The 22,926-nt window shown below is 69.1% G+C and carries 24 protein-coding genes; 19 read left to right on the top strand and 5 right to left on the bottom strand.

The genetic code is table 11. The features are described 5' to 3' along the window. Positions 1-5: 5 nt before the first annotated feature. Positions 6-260 carry a hypothetical protein gene (locus tag ACQ1RG_RS13330; RefSeq protein WP_063250909.1) on the bottom strand — a complete coding sequence of 85 codons (255 nt, stop codon included), beginning with the start codon at positions 258-260 and terminating at the stop codon, positions 6-8. A 77-nt stretch (positions 261-337) separates the two neighbouring features. On the opposite strand from ACQ1RG_RS13330, the gene ACQ1RG_RS13325 reads away from it, so the two are divergent. The 3 genes from ACQ1RG_RS13325 to mshC are packed head-to-tail and all read left to right on the top strand — an operon-like array spanning position 338 to position 3,021. Then, a complete protein-coding gene (locus ACQ1RG_RS13325) occupies positions 338-901 on the top strand; it encodes a DUF3090 domain-containing protein (protein WP_009375837.1) in 564 nt (187 codons plus the stop codon). 10 nt (positions 902-911) lie between these two features. Next, entirely contained in the window at positions 912-1,721 is an 810-nt protein-coding gene (locus tag ACQ1RG_RS13320; protein ID WP_009375835.1) for an SCO1664 family protein, read from the top strand. 40 nt (positions 1,722-1,761) lie between these two features. Further along, the gene (gene mshC, locus ACQ1RG_RS13315; protein WP_430600160.1) at positions 1,762-3,021 is read left to right on the top strand and encodes a cysteine--1-D-myo-inosityl 2-amino-2-deoxy-alpha-D-glucopyranoside ligase; all 1,260 of its coding nucleotides are present in this window, start codon (positions 1,762-1,764) and stop codon (positions 3,019-3,021) included. Between the two features lie 26 nt (positions 3,022-3,047). On the opposite strand, the gene ACQ1RG_RS13310 is transcribed toward mshC, so the two are convergent. Beyond that, entirely contained in the window at positions 3,048-3,878 is an 831-nt protein-coding gene (locus ACQ1RG_RS13310; RefSeq protein ID WP_095375550.1) for a proteasome assembly chaperone family protein, read from the bottom strand. 22 nt (positions 3,879-3,900) lie between these two features. Here ACQ1RG_RS13310 and ACQ1RG_RS13305 point away from each other — a divergent pair, with 22 nt between their 5' ends. Next, complete coding sequence (locus tag ACQ1RG_RS13305) at positions 3,901-4,560, top strand: HAD family hydrolase (RefSeq protein WP_201670944.1); 660 nt, start codon at positions 3,901-3,903, stop codon at positions 4,558-4,560. Here ACQ1RG_RS13305 and ACQ1RG_RS13300 read toward each other — a convergent pair. Beyond that, a complete protein-coding gene (locus ACQ1RG_RS13300; protein WP_201670942.1) occupies positions 4,538-5,347 on the bottom strand; it encodes a RecB family exonuclease in 810 nt (269 codons plus the stop codon). The two genes, ACQ1RG_RS13305 and ACQ1RG_RS13300, sit on opposite strands and share 23 nt — an antisense overlap. A 131-nt stretch (positions 5,348-5,478) precedes the next feature. On the opposite strand from ACQ1RG_RS13300, the gene ACQ1RG_RS13295 reads away from it, so the two are divergent. From ACQ1RG_RS13295 to arc, 3 genes are read left to right on the top strand one after another with little or no spacing between them, the layout of a single operon-like run. After that, the gene (locus ACQ1RG_RS13295; RefSeq protein ID WP_009375825.1) at positions 5,479-6,639 is read left to right on the top strand and encodes a site-2 protease family protein; all 1,161 of its coding nucleotides are present in this window, start codon (positions 5,479-5,481) and stop codon (positions 6,637-6,639) included. Between the two features lie 46 nt (positions 6,640-6,685). Then, a complete protein-coding gene (locus ACQ1RG_RS13290) occupies positions 6,686-7,690 on the top strand; it encodes a tRNA (adenine-N1)-methyltransferase (protein ID WP_009375823.1) in 1,005 nt (334 codons plus the stop codon). Beyond that, entirely contained in the window at positions 7,687-9,336 is a 1,650-nt protein-coding gene (gene arc / locus ACQ1RG_RS13285; RefSeq protein ID WP_201670940.1) for a proteasome ATPase, read from the top strand. The genes ACQ1RG_RS13290 and arc overlap by 4 nt, the downstream gene beginning before the upstream one ends. A 47-nt stretch (positions 9,337-9,383) precedes the next feature. Here arc and ACQ1RG_RS13280 read toward each other — a convergent pair whose 3' ends face one another. After that, a complete protein-coding gene (locus tag ACQ1RG_RS13280) occupies positions 9,384-9,779 on the bottom strand; it encodes a DUF3054 domain-containing protein (RefSeq protein WP_009375819.1) in 396 nt (131 codons plus the stop codon). A 32-nt stretch (positions 9,780-9,811) separates the two neighbouring features. Here ACQ1RG_RS13280 and dop point away from each other — a divergent pair, with 32 nt between their 5' ends. Genes dop through ACQ1RG_RS13245 form a run of 7 tightly spaced genes read left to right on the top strand, consistent with a single transcriptional unit; the run spans position 9,812 to position 15,855 of the window. Next, positions 9,812-11,350 (top strand): depupylase/deamidase Dop, encoded by a 1,539-nt coding sequence (dop, locus tag ACQ1RG_RS13275; protein ID WP_201670938.1) that lies wholly within the window; start codon positions 9,812-9,814, stop codon positions 11,348-11,350. Then, positions 11,350-11,541, top strand: coding sequence for a ubiquitin-like protein Pup (locus tag ACQ1RG_RS13270; RefSeq protein ID WP_095375555.1), 192 nt, complete (start codon positions 11,350-11,352; stop codon positions 11,539-11,541). Before dop ends, ACQ1RG_RS13270 begins: the two co-directional genes overlap by 1 nt. A gap of 1 nt (position 11,542) precedes the next feature. Continuing rightward, positions 11,543-12,343 (top strand): proteasome subunit beta, encoded by an 801-nt coding sequence (gene prcB, locus ACQ1RG_RS13265; protein WP_009375810.1) that lies wholly within the window; start codon positions 11,543-11,545, stop codon positions 12,341-12,343. Then, positions 12,340-13,029 carry a proteasome subunit alpha gene (gene prcA / locus ACQ1RG_RS13260; protein ID WP_009375808.1) on the top strand — a complete coding sequence of 230 codons (690 nt, stop codon included), beginning with the start codon at positions 12,340-12,342 and terminating at the stop codon, positions 13,027-13,029. Before prcB ends, prcA begins: the two co-directional genes overlap by 4 nt. Continuing rightward, complete coding sequence (gene pafA, locus ACQ1RG_RS13255; protein WP_063250913.1) at positions 13,029-14,432, top strand: Pup--protein ligase; 1,404 nt, start codon at positions 13,029-13,031, stop codon at positions 14,430-14,432. Before prcA ends, pafA begins: the two co-directional genes overlap by 1 nt. 36 nt (positions 14,433-14,468) lie before the next feature. Then, positions 14,469-15,425: an FKBP-type peptidyl-prolyl cis-trans isomerase gene (locus ACQ1RG_RS13250; protein ID WP_231882275.1), complete on the top strand. Its 957-nt coding sequence runs from the start codon at positions 14,469-14,471 to the stop codon at positions 15,423-15,425. Positions 15,426-15,480: 55 nt separating this feature from the next. Beyond that, positions 15,481-15,855 carry an FKBP-type peptidyl-prolyl cis-trans isomerase gene (locus tag ACQ1RG_RS13245; protein WP_009375802.1) on the top strand — a complete coding sequence of 125 codons (375 nt, stop codon included), beginning with the start codon at positions 15,481-15,483 and terminating at the stop codon, positions 15,853-15,855. A gap of 44 nt (positions 15,856-15,899) precedes the next feature. Here ACQ1RG_RS13245 and ACQ1RG_RS13240 read toward each other — a convergent pair whose 3' ends face one another. Beyond that, positions 15,900-17,027, bottom strand: coding sequence for a DUF3866 family protein (locus ACQ1RG_RS13240; protein WP_063250915.1), 1,128 nt, complete (start codon positions 17,025-17,027; stop codon positions 15,900-15,902). Between the two features lie 59 nt (positions 17,028-17,086). Here ACQ1RG_RS13240 and ACQ1RG_RS13235 point away from each other — a divergent pair, with 59 nt between their 5' ends. The 5 genes from ACQ1RG_RS13235 (at position 17,087) to ACQ1RG_RS13215 (ending at position 22,926) form a co-directional block, all read left to right on the top strand. Beyond that, positions 17,087-18,103, top strand: coding sequence for a helix-turn-helix transcriptional regulator (locus tag ACQ1RG_RS13235; protein WP_430600159.1), 1,017 nt, complete (start codon positions 17,087-17,089; stop codon positions 18,101-18,103). Then, a complete protein-coding gene (locus ACQ1RG_RS13230; protein WP_063250917.1) occupies positions 18,087-18,974 on the top strand; it encodes a WYL domain-containing protein in 888 nt (295 codons plus the stop codon). The genes ACQ1RG_RS13235 and ACQ1RG_RS13230 overlap by 17 nt, the downstream gene beginning before the upstream one ends. Before the next feature lie 78 nt (positions 18,975-19,052). After that, positions 19,053-19,334, top strand: a complete 282-nt coding sequence (gene tatA / locus ACQ1RG_RS13225; RefSeq protein ID WP_040341024.1) for a Sec-independent protein translocase subunit TatA — start codon at positions 19,053-19,055, stop codon at positions 19,332-19,334. A gap of 56 nt (positions 19,335-19,390) precedes the next feature. Next, positions 19,391-20,179 carry a twin-arginine translocase subunit TatC gene (gene tatC / locus ACQ1RG_RS13220; protein WP_040341022.1) on the top strand — a complete coding sequence of 263 codons (789 nt, stop codon included), beginning with the start codon at positions 19,391-19,393 and terminating at the stop codon, positions 20,177-20,179. Next, positions 20,176-22,926: a DEAD/DEAH box helicase gene (locus ACQ1RG_RS13215; RefSeq protein WP_430600158.1), complete on the top strand. Its 2,751-nt coding sequence runs from the start codon at positions 20,176-20,178 to the stop codon at positions 22,924-22,926. The genes tatC and ACQ1RG_RS13215 overlap by 4 nt, the downstream gene beginning before the upstream one ends.

Genomic DNA, 22,926 nt, shown 5'->3' with positions numbered 1-22,926 from the left:
GCGGCTCACCTCCGGGAGTCGACCTCGTCCTCAACGTCGTCGGCCTTCGCATCCTCGACATCGTCGAAGAGCTCGAAGGGGGTGACCTCGTCATACGCGGTGTAGATGGCGTCTTCGTAGATCTCGAAGGCGTCGGCGAGTGCCATGTAGGCGGCTTCGACGCGAGGGTCTTGGTCTCCGTTGCGGTGCGCGGATGCGGCGAAGTGCTCCCTCACCGCTTCGAGGAATGCGTCCAGGGCCTCACGAGGATCTGTGCTCATGACTCAAATGTATCCCAGGCGGGAGAGAGAAGCCTAGGGTTGAGGGAGCAGGACGGCTTTGAATTACCCTAGACGGCATGGCCTCACTCTACGATCACCCCACCCCTGATCGCTTCGTCGTCGGCACGGTCGGTCTGCCGGGGGAGCGGACCTTCCTCCTCCAGGCGAAGTCCGGGTCCGCGCTGACGACCGTGATCGTCGAGAAGGAGCAGGTGGAGATCCTCGCCGACCGCATCACCGAGCTCCTCGACATGGTGATGATCAAGGACCCCGCCGCCCGCGTCCCGCAGACGGCGATCGATGACCGGATCGACAACGCCGGTCTCAACGTCCCCATCGACCCGGAGTTCCGGGTCGGGACGATGAGCCTCGGCTGGGACACCGTCGCCCACGAACTCGTCGTCGAATGCTTCGAACTCACCGAGGAGGACGCGCAGGCGGGAACCTCGGCCGACCCCGACGACGACGCGGTCGAGCGCGACGTCCTGCGCACCGTCCTCGACGCGGCCGGAGCCCGCGAGTTCGCCCGCCGCGCCGAACAGGTCGTCTCCGCCGGGCGCGGCGACTGCCCGTTCTGCTCGCTGCCGCTCGAGCCGGAGGGACACCTCTGCCCGCGCGCCAACGGCGTGGCCCGAGCCTGAAGCGCGGAGGATGACCCGCGACCTCATCGAGACCGCTCTCACCCAGGGCGAGTCGACGCTCATGGGCGACATCCCACGGGCGAGCAATGCCACCTCCCTCGTCGTCGTCGAATCCGGGGAGCACACACTCAAAGCCGTCTACAAGCCGATGTCGGGGGAGCGGCCGCTGCGGGACTTCCCCCGCGGGACGCTCGGGCTGCGGGAGGTCGCGTCCTACCGACTGAGCCGGCATCTCGACCTCGGCGTCGTCCCCCCGACCGTCCTGCGCACCGACCTCCCGGCGGGACCCGGCTCGCTGCAGGCCTACGTCGAGGACGCCGGAGACGACGACCCCGTGGCACTGACCGGGGTGGCCGAGATCCCCGACGGGTACGTGCCGATGTTCGCTCTGCGCACCGAGGAGGGACGCGACCTCGTCCTCTCCCACAGCCTCGGCGCGGGGCTGCGGCGCATCGCCTTCTTCGACCTCCTCGTCGGCAACGCGGACCGCAAGGCCGGACACATCATCACCGGCAGCACCCTGCCCGGCGACCCCGACGCCGAGAGCACCTACGGCATCGACAACGGACTGAGCTTCCACACCGACGAGAAGCTGCGCACCGTCCTCTGGGGCTTCGCGGGCGAAGCGTTCGATGCCGCGGAGACGGCGGCCCTGCAGGCCGTCTCCGCCATGCCCGACGAGCTCGCTGAGAGCCTCGGCGAGTGCCTGGCTCCCGCGGAGATCAGCGCCCTCACTGACCGCGCCGTGGCTCTCACCGAGGCCGGCGCCTTCCCCGAGCCTCCGGGGGATCGCACGGTCATCCCGTGGCCCCCGATCTAGGAAATGCTCGAATCCCGGCCTCTCGGTTAGGCTGGTCTGCGTGAAGTCTTGGTCCGCTCCCGAACTGCCCTCTCTGTCCACCCCCGGCATCCTGCCCACGGTCTTCGACACGGGGGCGCGCAGTCCTCGGAAGCTCACCGGCAAGGACGGGACGGCGACCCTCTACGTCTGCGGGATCACCCCCTACGATGCGACCCACCTCGGGCATGCGGCCACCTACGTCGCCTTCGATCTGCTCGGTCGGGTGTGGCGCGACGCCGGACTCGACGTCGTCTACGTCCAGAACACCACTGACGTCGACGACCCCCTCCTCGAACGCGCGGAAGCCACCGGCGTCGACTGGCGCGAACTCGCCGACTCCCAGATCCAGCTCTTCCGCGACGACATGGAGGCGCTGCGCGTCGTCCCGCCGCAGGACTATGTCGGCGTCGTCGAATCGATCCCGCAGATCGCCGAGGCGGTCGCGGCGCTCATCGAGGCCGGAGCGGCGTACACGCTCGAGACCGGCGACGTCTACTACCGGGTCGCCACCCCGGTCCAGCCGCCCTTCGGCAGCGTCAGCCACGACGACAAGGCGACGATGCTGCGGCTGTCGGCCGAACGCGGCGGAGATCCGGAGACCCCGGGCAAGGAGAACCCGCTCGACCCGCTGCTGTGGCGGGCCGAGCGTGACGGCGAACCGTCCTGGGACGGGGGCAGCCTCGGACCGGGCCGACCCGGCTGGCACATCGAGTGCACGGTCATCGCCGAGGAGAAGGCCGGACTGCCCGTCGACGTCCAGGGCGGGGGCAGCGACCTCGTCTTCCCCCACCACGAGATGGGGGCCGCGCACAGTGCGGCATGGCTCCACCGTCCGCTCGCGAAGACCTACATGCACACGGGCATGGTCGGCTACCAGGGCGAGAAGATGAGCAAGTCGAAGGGCAACCTCGTCCTCGTCTCCCAGCTGCTCGCCGAGGGCGTCGACCCCATGGTCATCCGCACGGTGCTCCTGTCCAACCACTACCGCAGCGACTGGATGTTCACCCCCGAGCTGCTCGAGGCGGCGGAGAAGCGGCTCGCTGCATGGCGACATGCCGCAGACCGCGAGGCCGAATGCCGGGAGGGCCTGCGCGGACACATCATCGCACTGCTGCGCGAAGCCCTCGCCGACGACCTCGACAGCCCGCGGGCGCTCGGGATCCTCGACGAATGGGCCGAGCACTACGCGGACTCGCCGGCAGGGGATGCCGGACCGGTGAGCGGCGACCGCGTCGCCGACGCCGTCGACTCCCTCCTCGGGATCCGCCTGCGCGACTGAGACCGCGTGCTGCCGGTCCCGGCGGCCTACCTGTCCCGGCCGCGTCCGCGCAGGTAGCGTTCGAACTCCGCGGCGATCGCCTCGCCGCTGGCCTCGGGCAGCTCGGTGGCGTCGATGCGCTCCTCGAGCTCCTTGACGAGATCGCTCAGCTGCGGATTCGCGGAGACCACCTCATCGGCGCCGAGCTCCCAGGCCCGGCTCTCCTCCTCGAGGATCGGGATGTCGATCTCGACTCCCGTGGTCCGTTCGACGGCGCGGACGAGAGCGAGTTCCGCCTTCGGCGACGGCGAGTCGCTCAAGTAGTCGGGCACGCCGACCCAGAGGTTGATCGACTTGAGCCCGCGCCATGAGCACGCCACCCCGAGGAGCCCGAGGATGCCGATGGGACCGGAGTAGCTGTTGATCTCGATCCCGAGCGCGGCGGCGAGGTCCGGGTCCTCGGTGTTCGCGACGACGGGGAAGGGACGGGTGTGCGGGACCTCTGCGTGGAGTCCGCCGAGGAGGACGACGGAATCGTCCTCACCGACCTCGGCGAGGATGAGGGAGAGGAACTCCCGCCATTTGAGCCCGGGTTCGTGCCCGTGGATGACGGTCACCGGGGTGCCTGCATGCTCTCCGCGGTGGACCTCGACGCCGGGCCACGCGATGGTCGCCCTGCCCGTCTCGTCGCGTTCGATCTCGGGCTCGGAGAAGCGGAACTCGTAGAAGCCGTCGGTGTCGAGGATCTCGCTGTCGTCGAGCGCCCAGGCGTCGATGAGGTCCTTGACCAGAGAGCTCGCGGCCTCCGAGGCGTCGGCATCCTGTCCCTCGAACGCGATGAAGACGAGCGCACCGTGACCTGATGGGAGAAATGTCATGCGACCAGATTACGCTGGAACCATGACGAACCCTGCCGCAGTCCTCTGGGACATGGACGGAACCCTGGTCGACACCGAGCCCTTCTGGATCGCGGCCGAGACCGAGCTCATGGCCGCCCACGGACTGCCGTGGAGCGAGGAGCAGGGACTCGAGTTCGTCGGCAACGACCTCCTCACCTCGGCATCGATGATGCGAGACGCGGGTCTCGACCTGCCCGCCCCCGTCATCGTCGAGACCCTGCTCGACGGGGTCATCGCGCGCATCCGCCGGAGCGTGCCGTTCCGTCCCGGCGCCCTCGAGCTGCTCGAGGAGCTGCGGGAGGCGGGCATCCCGTGCGTGATGGTGACGATGTCCTACCGCAGCCTCGCCGAGGCGGTCATCGCCGCGTGCCCGCCCGGCAGCTTCGCCGGCCTCGTCGCCGGCGACGACGTGGCCGCCGGCAAACCCGACCCGGAGCCCTACCTCGCAGGCGCCGCCCTGCTCGGGGTCGACCCGTCCGAGTGCGTTGCCCTCGAGGACTCCCGTCCGGGCCTGGCCAGCGCGGAGGCGGCGGGGACGATCGCCGTCGGCATCCCGCACCTCGTCGACCTCGACCCGGCGCCGGGGACGACGCTCTGGCCGAGCCTGGCCGGACGCAGCGTCGACGACCTGCGCACGGTCACATCCCGACTATCCGCGTGATCTCCGGGGTCGGCGGTGCCGCATTGCCCCACGCCGGGCAGAGCGGCTTGAACGAGCACCAGTTGCACAGCGGGGACTTGCGGGGACGCCAGCGGTCGGACTCGGCGGAGGCGACGATGTCCTTCCAGATCGCATCGATCTCGAACTCGCTGCCCTCGATGTCGGCCATCGTCGGATGCGACTTGAGGACGCTGCGCGAACCGAGGTACATGAGCTGGAGCGTGTGGACGAGCTCGCCGGTGAGCCGGTACTCGACGAGGGCGTAGAAGCCCATCTGGAACTTCGCCTCCCGTCCGTACTGCGGTTTCGGCTGCCTGCCCGTCTTGTAGTCGACGAGCCGCTTCTCCCCGCCGGGGGCGACGTCGACCCGGTCGATGAACCCGCGCAGCTCGAGCCCCGAGTCGAGCGTCGTCGTCACGTACTTCTCCGTCGACTCCGGTTCGAGGTGTTCGGGGAACTCGAGGGTGAAGTACGCGCCGATGAGGGAACGCGCCGATGTGAGGAACGTCTCCCTCTCGCCCTCGTGGGCGAAGAGTTCGAGGACGTCGGGGTCCTTCTCGATGAGCGCCTCCCAGCTCGGGCGGAGCATCGCCGCAGCCGCCTCCTCGGTCCGCTCGGCGGCGGGCAGGGTGAAGAGCTGCTCGAGCACCGAATGGACGAGCGTGCCCTTGAATGCCGCCTGTGAGGGCGGTTCGGGGAGTCTGTCGATGCTGCGGAACCGGAACTTCAGGGGGCACTGGACGAAGTCGTTCGCGCGGGACGGTGAGAGACTGGTGAGCTCGGCCATGGGACCACTCTAGCCAGGGGGTCTGACATGGGCGCCGAGTTGAGCGGACACGACGCGTCTGACATGGTGAAGCCACCTGTCGCTGTTAGGCTGAGTAGTCCCGACCCCAACCGATCTGAGGATGTCCTGCGATGGCCGTGAAGAACCACCAGACCGGTGCCTCCTCCGGCCTGCGCCTCGGCACCGTCCTCGGTGCCCCGGTGATCCTGGCCTGGTCGTGGTTCCTCGCGGCGATCGTCATCACCATCCTCTTCGCCCCCTGGGTGCTCACCGTCCGCCCCGACCTCGGCATCTGGTCGTGGGCGGTGGCGTTCGCCTACGCCGTCCTCCTCTTCGCCTCGGTGTTCCTCCACGAGCTCGCCCACGGCGTGGCCGGGCAGTTCTACGGGCAGAAGGTCGCAGCGATCGAGCTGAACATCTGGGGCGGGTTCACCCGCTTCGAACCCCAGGTCGACAACCCGCGGGACAAGGCGGCGATGACGAGCTTCGTCATCTCCATCGTCGGCCCCATCGTCAACATCGTCCTCGCCCTGCTCGGCTGGTGGTGCCTGAGCGCGGTCACCCCGTCCTCGGTGCCGTGGCTGCTCCTCATCGCCGTCACCTTCGCCAACGTCGCCCTCGGCGCGATCAATCTGCTGCCGGGCATCCCGCTCGACGGCGGCTGGGCGCTGCAGGCGCTGATGTGGCGGATCACCGGTTCCCAGTACCTCGGCACCATCGTCGCGAGCTGGGTGGGACGGATCATCGCCGCCGGGTTCATCGGCTGGTCGGTCATCACCCCGCTGCTCGCCGGTCAGCGGCCCGATCCGCTCAATGTCGCGTGGATGTCGCTCATCGCGATCATGCTGTGGTTCTCCGCAGGCGATGCCGCCACCCATGCCAAGCGGGCGCGGAAGATGGAGACCTACGACCTCTCCCAGGTCATCCAGCCGGCGATCGCCGCGACGTGGGATGCCGACCTCGCCGACACGCTCGACTACGCGAACACGCTGGGGAACGCGAAGGAGCGCACGCTCATCGTCGTCCTCGACCAGAAGGGCCTGCCCTACGGCCTCGTCGACCGCCACGCCGCGGCAGGGCGACTGGCCGAATCCTCGGCGCGGATCCCCGCCGGCGACGTGGCACGTCCCCTTGCCGGATGGATCGGGGTGCCCAAGGACATCACCGCCCCGCACCTCCTCGAGTCCCTCACCCACCGTCCCAAAGCGCAGTTCTGCCTGGTCATGGACGGCAACACGCTCATCGGCGTGATCGATCTGCAGGAGTTCTTCGACGAGCTTCTCGCAGCCTGAACCGGTGTGCGTAAGGCACACCTCACCAGCGTAGAGTAGAAGCATCATGACGCAGCCAGAGACGATCCCCGCCGCAGCCGTGCTCCGGGCGGGGGAGAAGATCCAGCTCACCGATCCCAAGGGCCGGATGCACACCATCGTGCTCGCCGCGGGCGAGGTGTTCCACACGCACAAGGGCCTCATCGGCCACGACGAGATCATCGGTCGTCCCGAGGGCATCGTGGTGACGAACTCGGGCGGAGTCGACTTCCAGGTCTTCCGCCCCTTCTACGAGGACTTCGTCCTCTCGATGCCCCGCGGCGCCGCAGTCGTCTACCCGAAGGATTCGGGTCTCATCGTCACCCTCGGCGACATCCGCCCGGGAGCCACCGTCGTCGAGGCGGGCGTCGGCTCAGGCGCCCTGTCGATCGCCCTGCTGCGCGCCGTCGGGCCGGAGGGCCGCGTCCACTCGTTCGAGCTCAGGGAGGAGTTCGCGGAGATCGCGGCGGGCAACATCGCCGACTTCTTCGACGGCCGACCGGAGAACTGGGCGGTGTCCGTCGGCGATCTCGCCGAGCGGCTGCCCGAGGAGTTCGCCCCCGGCACCGTCGACCGCGTCGTCCTCGACATGCTCACCCCGTGGACGGTGCTCGAGTCCGTGAGCACGGCGCTGGCACCGGGCGGCGCCGTCGTCGCCTATGTCGCCACCGTCCCCCAGCTCTCGCGCTTCGTCGAGGCCGTGCGCGCATCGGGGTGCTTCAGCGAGCCCAACGCGATGGAGTCGATGGTCCGCGGCTGGCACGTCGACGGACTCGCCGTGCGCCCCGACCATCGGATGATCGCCCACACCGGATTCCTCGTCATCGCCCGCCGGATGGCCCCGGGCAGTGCGCCACTGGAGAAGAAGAAGCGCCCGCAGGGGGCGCCGGCCTCACCCGCCGACGTCGACGCCTGGACCGGCGGCGAGGTTACGGAGACGGCCATCGGCACCCGGGTGGCCACGGGGAAGAAGCTGCGGCGGGTGATGCGTGAGGCCGGCAGGCGACTGGAGCACAAGGAGGAGGAGCGATGACCGAGACGTCCACCCCTGAGGTGAGGAAGCTGCGCGAGGACACCGCTTCGCTGCGCCAGCAGCTCTACAGTGCGGGCAAGCGCAACGAGGCCCTCTCGACGACCCTGCGCACCGCCAGGGAGGAGCTCGGGAGGATCAAGGAGGAGGCCCGGCGGCTGACCGAGCCGCCGAACAGCTGGGGCACCCTCGTGGCGCTGGCATCCGACGGACTCACCGGCGACGTCATCGTCGGCGGCCGGCGCATGCGTCTGGCCGTCGGACCCGAGGTCGAGCCGAAGCACCTGACCCCCGGCTCCGATGTCCTCCTCTCCGAAGGCCTCGTCATCATCGGCACCGGGGACTTCGCCGCGGTCGGCAGCGTCGTCACCGTCCGTGAGTTCGTCGACGACACCCGCATCCTCGTCGGCGCTCCGGGTGATGACGAGCAGGTCTACGTGCTCACCCAGGAGCTCATCGACTCCGGCCTGCGCCTCGGCGATGCCGTCGTCGTCGACTCCCGCACCCACTACGCGCTCGAGGTCGTCGAGAAGCCCGAGGTCTCCTCGCTCCTGCTCGAAGAGGTCCCGGACATCACGTACTCCGACATCGGCGGTCTCGCCGACCAGATCGGTCAGATCCAGGACGCCGTCGAACTGCCCTTCGAACATCCGCAGCTCTACACCGAGCACGGTCTCAAGCCGCCCAAGGGGATCCTCCTCTACGGTCCTCCCGGCTGCGGCAAGACGCTCATCGCCAAGGCCGTGGCGAACTCGCTGGCGGAGAGGACCACGGCCGCGCAGGCCAGGCGGACGTACTTCCTCAACATCAAGGGCCCCGAGCTGCTCGACAAGTACGTCGGTGAGACGGAGCGGCAGCTGCGCCTGATCTTCGCCCGCGCCCGCGAGAAGGCCTCCGCCGGGTTCCCGGTCGTCGTCTTCTTCGACGAGATGGAGTCGCTCTTCCGCACCCGCGGCACGGGCAAGTCCTCCGACGTCGAGACGACGATCGTTCCGCAGCTGCTCACCGAGATCGACGGCGTCGAACAGCTCGACAACGTCATCGTCATCGGCGCCTCCAACCGCGAGGACCTCATCGATCCCGCGATCCTGCGTCCCGGTCGCCTCGATGTGAAGATCCGCATCGAACGTCCGGACGCCGAGGCCGCCCGCGACATCTTCGGGAAGTACCTCACCGCGGAGCTGCCGCTGCATCCCGCGCTCGTCGCCGAACACGGCGGCCCGGAGCCTGCGGTGACCGCGCTCATCGACTTCTGCGTCGAGCGGATGTACGCCGCGACTCCGGAGAACGAGTTCGTCGAGGCGACCTATGCCGACGGGTCCCGAGAGGTCCTCCACTTCTCCGACTTCGCGTCCGGGGCGATGATCCACAACATCGTCGACCGGGCGAAGAAGGGAGCGATCAAATCGCTGCTCGAGACGGGGGAGCGCGGACTCCATCCGGAGCACTTCGCCGAGGCGATCGCCGAGGAGTTCAGCGAGCACGAGGACCTGCCCAACACGACGAACCCCGACGAGTGGGCGCGGATCTCCGGGCGGAAGGGGGAGAGGGTCACGCACCTGCGGATGATGCACCTCGACACCACCCGGGGAGCCCCGGCGCTCGAGTCCGAGATCGCCGAGGCGACGCCGGACTCGGATCTGCTCTGAGCCGTTCGCCTGCGCTGACCGGGCCGCCCGGTCGCAGGCGTCCTGTTCTAGCGGCGGGTGCGGCTTCCCCCGGCGACTGCGGTGGCGATGATCCTCCAGCCGACGAGGGTGATGAGGTTGAGGACGGAGGCGACGACCATGAAGCTCACCGGAACCGACCCGGGATCCCCGCCGGCCCCGGTGAGACCGCGCAGGAGGAGGCCGACGAGGACGGTGATCGCCCAGATGCCCGTGCCCGAGTGGAGCGGGGACAGGGGGCGGTCCCAGACCGCGGTGAGCACCCACGCGACGCCGAGACCGGCGAGGAACGGCCACGCGGTCGTGAGCAGCCCCTGGGGATCGAGATTCCCGGAGTGCGTGTAATGACCGATGATGGTGAAGAGGACGACGAGCACGAGGTCGACGACGAGGGCGATGGGGAGATGGGATTTCTTCGCTGCCACGTAGGCGAGTCTAGACGTTTGGAGGAGTGGACATGGTCACCGTGCACCGGGTGATGGGATCGGAGACGGAGTTCGGGCTGAGCCAGCCGGGCAATCCGGGGGCCAATCCGATGCGGGACTCGGCGCGTGTCGTCGACGCCTATGCGGGCCCGCGAGGACTGAAGTCCTCGCAGAGCTTCTGGGACTTCGAGACCGAGTCACCGCTCGCCGACGCCCGCGGGTTCCTCATGAACGTCGCCGATGCCGACGCCTCCCAGCTCACGCACCTGCCCGCCGAAGCGGTCGAAGCCGAATACCTGGCCAACGTCGTCACCGAGAACGGCGCGCGCTACTACGTCGACCACGCCCACCCCGAGTACTCCTCCCCGGAGGTGCTCACCCCGCGCGACCTCGTCACCTACGACCGCGCGGGCGATCTCGTCGCCCTCGACTCGGTGCGTCGGCTCGAGCGCTCGGCCGCTCCGGTCAATCTCTACAAGAACAACACCGACTCGAAGGGCGCGTCGTACGGCACACACGAGAACTACCTCGTCGACCGCGCCGTCGACTTCGACGACCTCGTCGCCGGACTCATCCCGTTCTTCGTCACCCGACAGATCCTCTGCGGCTCCGGCCGGGTCGGGCTCGGACGCGAAGGGGAGACGCCGGGCTACCAGATCTCCTCGCGCGCGGACTTCTTCGAAGCCCAGGTCGGGCTCGAGACGACCCTGCGCCGGCCCATCGTCAACACCCGTGACGAACCCCACGCCGACCCGGAGAAGTACCGCCGGCTCCACGTCATCATCGGCGACGCCACGCTGGCCGAACCCGCCACCCTCGTCCGCTTCGGCAGCACCGCGCTCGTCCTCGGCCTCATCGAGCAGGGACTCGCCCCCCGCCTCGAACTCGCCGACCCCCTCCAGTCGCTCTGGGACGTCAGCAGGGACCTCACCCTGAGCGCACGGCTGCCGCTTGCCGACGGGACGAGCCTGAGCGCCCTGGAGATCCAGGAGCTCTACTTCGCCGCGTGCAGCGAGCACGCCGACGACGACCCGGAGACCGCCGAAGTGCTCGCCGAATGGCGCCGCTTCCTCGACGGGCTCGCCGCCGACCCGAAGTCGCTTGCCGACTCGATCGACTGGGTCTCCAAATGGGTCCTCCTCGAGGGCTACCGGCAGCGGGAGGGCCTCGAGTGGGACCATCCGAAGCTCGGCCTCATCGACGTCCAGTACCATGACGTCCGGCCCGAGAAGGGCCTCTTCCACAAACTCGAACGGGCCGGGCGGATCACGCGGCTGACCACGGACGCCGAGGTCGAAGCCGCCGTCGTCACCCCGCCCGAGGGGACCCGCGCCTACCTCCGCTCGCTCGCGGTCACCCGGTTCTCCGCCTCCCTCGTCGCCGCGAGCTGGGACTCCCTCGTCCTCGACGCCGGCGAATACGGGCTTGTGCGCCTGCCGATGAGCGAACCGCGCAAGGGCACCCGTGCGCTGCTCGAGGACCGGCTGGCGGGAGTCGACGACGCACCCACCCTGCTCCGTCGTCTCGGAGTGACTAGACTGAGCGCGAAGACGCAAGAGAGAAGGCTGTGATGAGTTCGAACGAGCAGATCAACAAGGACCACTCCGCCGGCGGGGACGAGCCCCCGGTCGATCCGCCGCAGGCCGTGTCCGCGCAGATCAACACCGAGAACGTCGATTCGATCCTCGACGAGATCGACAGCGTCCTCGAATCCAACGCCGAGGAGTTCGTCCGCAACTTCGTCCAGAAGGGCGGGCAATGAGATGGCAGGGTTTCCTCCTGCGTACCTCTCCTCGACGAGCAACTCCCTGACCGACCTCCTGCGTGACCTCGCCCCCGAGGCCCTGCCCCGGTGGAACGGCGCGGACCACGGTGCGGAGGTGCCCGAGGGCACGACGATCATCTGCTTCCGCACCGCATCCGGCATCCTCATGGCCGGTGACCGGAGGGCGACGATCGGCAACCTCATCGCCTCCCATGCGATGGAGAAGGTGCGGCCCGCCGACGACTTCTCGGTCATCGGCATCGCCGGGACCGCCGGTGTCGCCCTCGACCTCATCCGGCTCTTCCAGCTCGAACTCGAACACTACGAGAAGATCGAGGACGCGCGCCTCTCCCTCGGCGGCAAGGCCAACCGGCTCGCCGCGATGCTGCGCGGCAACCTCGGCCTGGCGATGCAGGGACTCTCCGTCGTGCCGATGTTCGCCGGCGTCGACGAGTCCCGGCCCGACGGGCAGATCTTCAGCTTCGACGTCACCGGCGGCAAGTACGAGGAGCACCGCTTCCATGCAATCGGCTCGGGCTCCGGCTTCGCCCGCGGAGCGCTGAAGAAGCTGTGGGAACCGGCGCTCGAGACCGAAGCGGCGATCGCCGTCGCCGTCGAAGCGCTCTTCGACGCCGCCGACGACGACTCGGCGACGGGAGGACCCGACTTCGTCCGGGCCATCGCCCCGACGGTCTTCACCGTCGAACTCGGCACCGGGGTCACGCAGATCCCGGCAGCCCAGGTGCTCGCCACCGCCACCGAGGTGGTCGCCGAGCGGACGCGGAAGGCGCAGTCATGACCCAGGCCCCGTTCTACGTCTCGCCCGAACAGCTGATGAAGGATCGGGCGGACTTCGCCCGCAAGGGCATCGCCCGCGGCCGCTCCGTCGTCGTGCTCCGCTTCGAGACGGGCATCCTCCTCCTCGCCGAGAACCCCTCGCCGACGCTGCACAAGATCGCCGAGATCTATGACCGCATCGGGTTCGCCGCCGTCGGCAAGTACAACGAGTTCGAGACCCTGCGCCAGGCGGGCGTCCGCTACGCCGACCTGCGCGGATACTCCTACGACCGCAGCGACGTCACCGCCAGGGGACTGACGAACGCGTACGCGCAGACGCTCGCCGGCGTCTTCACCACCGAGTCGAAGCCCTTCGAGGTCGAACTCGTCGTCGCCGAACTCGGCCACACCCCGGCCGACGACCAGCTCTATCGGATCACCTATGACGGTTCGGTCATCGACGAGACCGAGCACGTGGCGATCGGCGGGCAGGCCGATGCGATCACCGAGCGGCTGCGGGGAGTGGTGACGAGCCGGAAGCCGCTGCCCGAGGTCCTCGGGCTCGGCATCGACGCGCTGGCCGCAACGACGACGGGACCGCTTGCCGTCGACGACCTCGAAGCCGCCGTCCTCGACCGCGAGGTCGCCGGGCACCGGAAGTTCCGCAGGCTCTCCGATGCCGCGGTCGCCGAGCTCCGGAGCGCCTGATGGCGCGGATCTACGGACTCGAGACCGAGTACGGCCTCGCCCACACGCCGGGGGAGGACCACAAGCGCATCGGTCCCGAGGAGATCGCCCGCTACCTCTTCCGCCCCGTCGTCGAATGGGGGCGTTCGTCGAACGTCTTCCTGCCCAACGGGTCGCGCCTCTACCTCGACGTCGGCTCCCACCCGGAGTACGCAACGGCCGAATGCGACAGCCTCGGCGATCTCCTCGCCCAGGATCGGGCGGGGGAGGCCCACATGATCGACCTGCTCGAGAAAGCTCAGGCGAGCATGGACACCGACGGCCTGTCCGGTCGGATCCACATGGTCAAGAACAACACGGACGCCGCGGGCAACTCCTACGGCTCCCACGAGAACTTCCTCATCCGCCGCGGGCTCGACTTCAACCGGCTCACGACCGTCCTCCTGCCCTTCCTCGTCACCCGGCAGCTCCTCGTCGGGGCGGGCGCGATCATCCCGCGGACCTCGAGTCTCAGCCCCGATGAGGACGCCGACCGCGGCGAGCTCACCTTCGGCCTCTCCGCCCGCTCCGACGTCATGTGGGAGGGGCTGTCCTCGGCGACGACCCGGTCGCGGCCGATCATCAACGCCCGCGACGAACCCCACGCCGATGCGGAGAAGTACCGCAGGCTCCACGTCATCGTCGGCGACTCCTCGATGTCGACGGCCACCTCGGCGCTCAAACTCGGCTCCGCCGTTCTCATGCTCGACCTCATCGAGCAGGGGGCGCGGATCCCCGACCACGGTCTGCGCCACCCTGTGCGCGACATCCGGGTCATCGCCCGCGACCTCACCGGCCGTTCCCGGCTCGAGCGCACCGACGGGACGGTGACGACGCCCTTGGGACTCCTCGGTGACTATCGTGACCGGGCGGCCCACCTCGTTGAGACCGGGGACCACAGCCTCGGCGACGACGACCTCGCCGCCTACGTCATCGACCTGTGGACGCGGATGCTCGGCGCCGTCGAGACCCAGGACTTCTCGTCCGTCGACACGGAGATCGACTGGGTGATGAAGAAGGCGCTCATCGACCGGGCGATGGCCCGCGGCGGGATCGGGATCGGCGACGCGCAGATCCAGCGCCTCGACATCGCCTACCACGACATCACCCCGGGCACGGGACTCTTCCCCAGACTCGAGGCGGCGGGACTGGCGAAGAGCCTCGTCCCCGCGGAGGCGGTCACGCGGGCGAAGGACGAACCGCCCGAGACGACGCGGGCAGCGGTCCGCGGCGCGTTCATCCGTGCCGCCCACGACGCCCGGCGCGACTACACCGTCGACTGGGTGCATCTGCGGCTCAACGACGAATCCGGGCGCGCGGTCGCCCTCAAGGACCCGTTCTCCGCGACGCATGCCCAGGCCGAGGCACTCATCGCCGGCCTGTAGGATCGACGCTGGAGAAGTTCGAACGAAAGGAACCACGTGCGCACCAGAGTGCTCAGTGCCATCGCCGCAGCCGTGCTGCTGCTCTCGGCCTGCGGGCAGAGCGAACCCGAGGACGGCGGTGCCAGCGCCCCCGCATCGGTGCCCGCGCAGGACGCGAAGTCGACGAGCCTCGACGACATCACCGTCGAGGGCAAGCCCGGGAAGAAGCCGACGGTGAGCTTCGAGGCACCACTCGTCGTCGAGAAGACCGAGTCCAAGGTGCTCAGCGAGGGCGACGGCAAACCCGTCGCCGACGGCGAGCAGGTCACCGCGCAGATGACGCTCGTGTCCGGGACCACCGGAGACGTCGTCGAGTCGAGCTACGACTCGAAGTCCCCGGCGGGCTTCCCGATGGACACGGCCCAGATCTCCGAGGAGCTGTTCAACGCCCTCGAAGGCGTCCCTGTCGGTTCCCGCGTGCTCATGACGCTCAACGGCAGTCCCCAGCAGGGACAGCCGAGCCAGACGCTCGTCTACGTCATCGACGTCGAGGACACGACGAAGCCGCTCACCCGGGCGGAAGGGAAGAAGGCCGACCAGGCGGGCAACCCGCTCACCGTGAGCTGGGAGGACGACGGCACGCCGAAGATCACCCAGCCCGAGGGCGAACCGCCCGCCGAGATGCAGTCCTTCACGACCATCGAGGGCACCGGCCCCGAGGTGAAGAAGGGGCAGAAGGTCGCCGTGAAGTACTCCGGCTGGTTGTGGGACGACGCCTCCCAGCCCTTCGACTCGAACTGGGGCGGGGGCGGACAGCCGTTCGCCGTCGATCCCGTCGGCGAGGCCAACGTCATCCAAGGCTGGAACGAAGGCCTCGTCGGGGCCAAGGTCGGCAGCCAGATCGTGCTCGTCATCCCGCCGGACAAGGGCTACGGAGAGCAGGGCAGCCCGCCGAAGATCCCCGGCAACGCGACCCTCGTCTTCGTCATCGACATCCTCTCGGCACAGGGCTGAGAGGCCGGCGATCCGATCCCGGATCGCTGACAGGACCACCCAGAAGGAGACACCCATGAGCAAGCAGAAGCCCGTCGTCGACTTCCCCGGCGGCGACGCCCCGACCGAGCTCGTCATCGTCGATGACATCATCGGCGACGGCCCCGAGGCGAAGGCCGGAGACACCGTGAGCGTCAACTACGTCGGCGTCGCCCATTCGACCGGCGAGGAGTTCGACGCCTCGTACAACCGCGGCACCCCGCTCGAGTTCCGGCTCGGCTCCGGCATGGTCATCGCCGGCTGGGACCAGGGCATCCAGGGGATGAAGGTCGGCGGTCGCCGCACCCTGCAGATCCCGCCGCACCTCGCCTACGGCGACCAGGGCGCCGGCGGCGTCATCAAGCCCGGTGAGAGCCTCATCTTCGTGTGCGACCTCGAAGGCGTGCGCTGAGACCGACGCTGCGCTGAGCGCTCAGCTCAGCCGACCGGCGCGGGCTAGACGAGCCCGGCCGCATACCTGCCCGCCGCGGCGGCAGCGAGGAACGCTGCCGCATCGGCGGGCAGTCTGCGTCCCATCGTCGACAGGCCCACCGGAGAGGCCTGGAGCGCGGGCCACAGACCGGTGAGGTCGACGTCGATGCGCTCGTGGTCGTGAAGCTGCGGCAGCTGCGCGGCGACCGTCTCGGCGATGACCCCGGGCTCAGGGTCCATCTCGGCGCGTTCGGCCTCGGTCAGCGTCGTGAAGTCGGGTACAGGCACGCGGACGCCGGGCCGAGCCACCTCGGCGAGCGAGGTCAGCGTGTGGTGGGAGATCCCGAAGTGCCGGCCGCGGGCGTCGGCGTTCGACATCCGCAGCACCCCGACCGGCACCCCGCCGAGGAGGGCCGCGGCGTTGAGGTGCTCACCGGCGACGAGCCCGGAGAACCCGTACTTCGTCCCGGTGCCGAGGTTGCCCGGTCCCTGGGCGACGACGGCGATGTCGGCGCCGAGGACGTGCTTGGCCGCGAGCAGGCCGGTGTGGACCGTCACTGCCTCGAGGTCGGCTCCCCACGACTGTCCCGTGCTCACGCTGCCGGCGATCCATCCTGCCTCCTTGAGCCCGGCGACGGCCTGCGAGAACGCCGCAGGCAGGGCGGCGCCGTCGCTGAGGACGTAGGCGACCCTGAGATCGTCATCGACCGCCCGGATGCCCGCGACGATCGCCGGCAGTGCCGAATGGAGGTCGGCGACGAGGACGGGCATGCCTGCCAGCGATTCCGCCGCGGCGAGGACCCCGTGGTGCTCGGACTCCTGATCGTCGACGCCGAGGACCATCGTCTGGAGCGGCGAATAGCGGTCCTTGACGAGGTGGCCGGGCCCCGGCGGGGGATCGGCCGGCAGACGGTCGGGGAGGGCGACGACGAGCCCGAAGCCGCCGGTGCCCAGGCGCTTGGCGAGCGCAGAGACGTTGAGGAGGACGGTGTCGCCGACCTCGGGCTCACCGACGGCGTCGGTGTACGCGATCGCTTTGATCTCGGCGATGTCGGTGCCCGGCAGGGGCGTCTCGAGTTCGGCGGTGAACTCGGTGAGGCCGGGACGGGTGGAACGGATGGCTGTGACGATGCCTGTGCGCCAATGGATCATGCCCCAACCCTATCCCGCGCGGTGCTTCCCGGCCGTGGTTCTGCGTTACGGTGGAGTCTGTGAACACTCAACGACCCAACCGGCAGCGACAGCAGACCGAGCGGCTGATGAACCTGCTCATCGCCCTGCGCGCCGCCCGCGGCTGGGTGTCCCGGAAGACGCTCATGACCGCGATCGACGGCTACGCCGGGCTCGACGACGTCGCCTTCGATCGCAAGTTCTCCCGTGACAAGGAGCTGCTGCGGCACATGGGCATCACGATCGCCACCCGCGCCGAGCACGATGCGTACTCCGATGTCGGGGAGACCGGGTACCGCATCTCGACCGACGACTACGCGATGGGCGACGTCGACCTCACCCCGTCCGAGGCGGCGGCGGTGGCGGTGGCCGCCCGCTTCTGGTCCGACACCGAACTCGGTGCCTCGAGTGCGCAGGCGCTGACGAAGCTGCGGGCACTCGGCCTCGAGCTCAGCGACGACGTGCCCGGGCTCGGCTTCAGCCCCGGGGCGGCGAGCAAGCTGGGGAATGCGAACTTCGCCACCGCGCTCCACCACATCAACGCCCGCGAAGCGATCGGGTTCAAGTACCACAAGCCCGGACAGAGCGCGCGGAAGGTGCGGCTCGAACCCTACGCCCTGCTCAGCCGCGGCGACCGGGTCTACCTCGTCGGCAACGACCTCCACCGCGGGGCCGAGCGGACATTCCGGCTGACCCGGATCGAGGGGAAGCTTGCCAAACTCGGCGGCCGTGAACCCGGCGACTACTCAATCCCCGCCGACTTCGTGCCCCAGGTCTCGCTCAATGCGAGCACGGAGATGGCCGTCGTCACCGAGGCGGTCCTCGACATCGCCGCCCACCGCGCCGATCCGCTGCGGCGGCGGTCCGTGCGCACCGATGGGGAGCACCAGGTCGTCGAGTACTCCGATGCCCAGACCCTGGCCGCGGAGATCGTCGGCTACGGTGACGCCGTGCGTGTCGTTCGGCCCGACGAACTCGCGCGCGCCGTCGACCGACGACGCGAGGTCATCGCCGAGGCCCTCGATCGGCTGGGAGGTCGCAGTGTCCTCAGCGCGTGAACGCCTCACCCGGCTGCTCAGCCTCGTGCCCTACCTCGACGCCCATCCCGGCGCCGACCTCGAGGAGACGGCCGCCTACTTCGGCATCGACTCGGCGACCCTCATCGACGACCTCGAGCTCCTCTTCGTCACCGGCCGACCCGGGCACATGCCCGACGACCTCATCGATGCGACGTGGGACGGCGGGAAGATCTTCATCTCCAACGCCGAGGAGGTCTCCGTCCCCGTGCGTCTGAGCGCCGAGGAGGCGGGCCTCCTCGTCCTCGCCCTCGAACTCCTCGACGCCCTGCCCGGCCTCGACGCCGAGGCGGTGCGCACGGCGGCGGCGAAGCTGCGTCTCGCCGCGGGTGAGAACCTCCACACCCCCGTCGACGTCAGCCCGGTGCCCGCCGATGCGGAGCTGATGAGCGCGCTCAAGGGCTTCATCGACGCCAGCGCGGCCGTCGAGATCGACTACTACGTCGCCTCCCGCGACGAACTCACGACGCGGACGATCGCCCCGACCCGGCTCGTTCCCGGCGCCGACTGGTACCTCGATGCGTGGTGCTATTCGGCCCAGGCGCCCAGGCGCTTCGCGCTCTCACGGATCCGCCGCTTCGCCGAGACGAGCCACCCGCCGATCGGCACCGGCGCCCCCGCACCGGCCCCGCAGGAGGTGACGATGACGCTGCGCGCCGAGGGAGCGTGGCTCGCCGATGAAATCGACGTGAACGAACGGGTCTACGACGCAGGCGGCGACGGCAGCGTCGAGGTGCGCTTCACCGTCCACTCGCTCGACTGGCTCAGCCGCTTCCTGCTGGGCCACGCCGACGTCATCGCGGACATCGATGCCGCCGATGCGGTCGCCGCAGCGAGGCGCCGACTCGGCTGAGCGCACTGGTGAGTCGGATGAAAGGCTCAGCCGCACAGAGTAGAATCACCTCGAGCAAACACAAGCCAAGGAGCTCTCATGAACTTAAGCCCCATGCATATCGCCGTGGTGGTCATCGTCATCATCCTCATCTTCGGTGCGCCCAAGCTGCCGATGCTCGCCAGGAGCCTCGGTCAGTCGCTGAAGATCTTCAAGTCCGAGGTCAAGGACCTGCGCGACGACAAGGATGAGAAGACGACCGAACCCGGAGAGCTCGGCCGTGATGCGGGCCAGTCCACCCAGTCGACGCCCCCGTCCGCCCCCGACGCCGCGCAGCCGGCGGCGCACAGGAATCAGGATCCGCAGCCACGCGAGAAGTGAAAGACAGCAGTCAGCGCAGAGGCCGGACCTCACGGAGGAAGAACCCTGAGAAGAGGATGCCCGTCATGGGGCACCTCGTCGAACTGCGCAATCGGTTCGTCATCGCCGCCATCGCCATCGTCCTCGGCGCGGTCGGCGGATGGTTCCTCTACGACCCGGTCCTCGACATCCTCCAGGAGCCCATCCGGACGATCAACGACACGTCGGGCCGGGTGGCGCAGATCAACTTCGCGGGGGTCGCCTCGGCCTTCGACATGAAGATCAAGCTCTCCCTGTTCATCGGCCTCTTCATCTCGTGTCCGGTGTGGCTCTACCAGGTCTGGGCGTACATCGTCCCGGGGCTCACGAGCAAGGAGAAGCGCTACTCGTTCGGGTTCCTCGGCGCGGCCGTTCCGCTCTTCCTCGCCGGTTCGGCGATGGCGTTCTTCGCCCTGCCCAACGCGGTCAAGGCGCTGACGTCGTTCACCCCTGAGGGGGCGACGAACATCATCCCCGCCCAGGACTACCTGACGTTCGTCATGATCATCATCGTCGTCTTCGGCATCGCGTTCGTCCTGCCTGTGCTCATGGTCGGACTCAACATGCTCGGGATCCTCTCGGCGACGCGGATCCGCAAGTCGTGGCGCATCATCGTCATGATCGTCTTCATCTTCGCCGCGATCGCCACTCCGACACCCGATGCGATGTCGATGTTCTTCCTCGTCATCCCCATGATCACGCTGTTCTGCCTGGCGTGGGTGGTGTGCATTCTCAACGACCGGCGCCGCAAGCGCAAGCTCGTCGCCCAGGGCATCTGGGTCGACCCGGACGAGCTCGACGAGGACAGTGGGAAGGGCACAGCATGAGCAGGCGCGGAGACCGCAACGACCATGACACCGCTTCGGCGGGTGCCGAGGCCACCGCAGACGCCGAGGCCAAGAGCCCGGCGCAGGCGTACGCGGAGTTCCGGGGACGGGCCGAACGCGAGCAGACCCCGCTGGGTCGGTTCCTCGCCCGCACCGACTTCGAGCTCGACGACTTCCAGATCGAGGCGTGCCAGGAGCTCCAGGAGGGCAAGGACGTCCTCGTCACCGCGCCGACCGGGGCCGGCAAGACGATCATCGCCGAGTTCGCCGTCGACCTCGCGATGGACGCCGGCACCCGGGTGTTCTACACCACCCCGATCAAGGCGCTGAGCAACCAGAAGTTCGCCGATCTCGTCGCCGTCCACGGCGCCGAGAACGTCGGACTCCTCACCGGGGACACGACGATCCGCCGGGATGCGCCGATCATCGTCATGACCACCGAGGTCCTGCGCAACATGCTCTACAACGACCCGGGCGGCCTCGATGACCTCGGCTTCGTCGTCCTCGACGAGGTCCACTACCTCGGCGACCGGTTCCGCGGTCCCGTGTGGGAGGAGGTGATCATCCACCTGCCCGAACGCGTCCAGGTCGTCTCGCTCTCGGCGACCGTGTCCAACGTCGAGGAGTTCGGAGCGTGGCTGCGCGAGGTCAGGGGGCCGACGACCGTCGTCTCGACCTCCCACCGCCCGGTCCCGCTCGTCAACCACGCCCTCGTCGGCCACCGGATGTACGACCTCTTCACCCATCACGACTCCGAGCGCATCGACCCGGCGCTCGCGCACGCGACCCGCACGTACGGCGGACCCCGGTCGAAGCGCGAGCGCGGCAATCGCGCCCGGTTCCGCCGCCCCAGCCGGACCCAGATCGTCGCCTCCCTCGCCGAGGCGGGGATGCTCCCGGCGATCATGTTCATCTTCTCCCGCAACGGCTGTGATGAGGCCGTCGAGCAGTACATCGCCACGGGCGCCGACCTCAACTCCCGCGAGGACAACGTCATCGTCAACGCGGCTCTCGAGCGGCTGCGCGAGGAGCTGCCGGCGGAGGATCTGGGGATCCTCGGCTACCACACGTTCCGCGAGGGCCTCCTCCGCGGCGTCGCCGCCCACCACGCGGGCATGATCCCGCAGTTCAAGGAGCTCGTCGAGGAGCTCTTCTCCGCCGGGGTCATCAAGGTCGTCTTCGCCACGGAGACGCTGGCGCTGGGCATCAACATGCCCGCCCGCACGGTCGTGCTCGAGAAGCTCGTCAAGTTCAACGGCGAAGCCCACGTCTCGATCACCCCGGGGGAGTACACGCAGCTGACCGGGCGCGCCGGCCGCCGCGGCATCGACCGGATCGGCCACGCCGTCGTCGTCTGGCACCCCACGATGGACATCAGCGAGATCGCCGGCCTCGCCTCCAACCGGTCGTACGCGCTCGGATCCGCGTTCGGACCCACCTACAACATGACGGCGAACCTGCTCTCCCGGATGAGCCCGGCCGATGCCGCGAAGGTCCTCGAGACCTCGTTCGCGCAGTTCCAGGCCGACAAGGCCGTCGTCGGCCTCGCCCGCAAGGTCCGGAAGAACGAGGCGACGATCGCCGCGTACGAGAAGTCGATGCACTGCGACCGGGGCGACTTCGGGGAGTACGCGGCCCTGCGCCGTGAGATCTCCGAGACGGAGAAGCAGGAGACGAGGACGAAGTCGAAGGTCAAGCAGCGCGAGATCGTCGAGTCCCTGTCGGCGCTGAAGATCGGCGACGTCATCACCCTGCCCGCGCGGCGGGTCGAGGGCACTGCGGTGATCATCGCCCCGATGACGAACCGCGACGGCGTCTCCCGGCTCCCGACCGTGCTCACCGAGCAGGGCAAGGTGTGGCATCTGCGTCCCCACGAGGTCACCGAGCCGGTGGCCCCGATGGGACGGATCCGGGTGCCGAAGAAGTTCAACCACCGTCAGGCCTCCGACCGTCGGGCGCTGCTGGGCATCCTCGCCGAGGCGATCGCCGATGGCCGCGTCGATCGGGACGTGCGTTGGGTGCCCCACAGCGCGCCCGGCGGGGTGAGCTCGACGGTCGCCGAGCTCACCGCCAGGATGCGCGCCCACCCCTGCCATGACTGTCCCGACCGGGAGATCCACGCCCGGTGGGCCAACCGCGCGGCGAAGCTCGAGAAGGAGAACGCGTCCCTGATCAAACGCATCGAGGGGAGGACGACGTCGATCGCCCTCGTCTTCGAACGCGTCCAGGAGGTGCTCACGACCCTCGGGTTCGACCCCGAGCACTCGGACATGCTCCGCCGCATCTACGGCGAGCGGGACCTGCTCGTGGCGCTCACCGTGCGCGCCGGCCTGTGGGACGGCCTCACGGAACCCGAACTCGCCGCCTTCGCCTCGTGCTTCGTCTATCAGGCGCGTCGCAGCGAGAGCTTCCACGCCGAGCGTGCGCCCAGCCGCGACCTCAAGGTCGCCGGCGATGCGGCGATCGACCTGTGGCGGGAGCTCTTCCGCCTCGAGGAGCAGCACGCGCTCACCCCGACGCCCGAACCCGACCGGGGACTGTTCACCCCGATGTTCCGGTGGACGGAGGGGAAGAACCTCGCCGAGTCGCTCCGGGGCACGGACATCGCCGCCGGTGACTTCGTCCGCTGGGCGAAGCAGACCCTCGACCTGCTCGGGCAGCTCGCCGAGGTGAGCGCCCCGGAGACCGCGGTGCGCATCCGGCGGACGATCGAGGCCGTCCGCCGGGGAGTCGTCGCCGACTCGTAG

Origin of the sequence: Brevibacterium sp. K72 (assembly GCF_050562175.1) — a bacterium.
Classification (GTDB): Bacteria; Actinomycetota; Actinomycetes; order Actinomycetales; family Brevibacteriaceae; genus Brevibacterium; species Brevibacterium casei.
The sequence above is the reverse complement of the archived record's forward strand: the minus strand, read 5'-3'. Positions and strand labels throughout refer to the sequence as shown.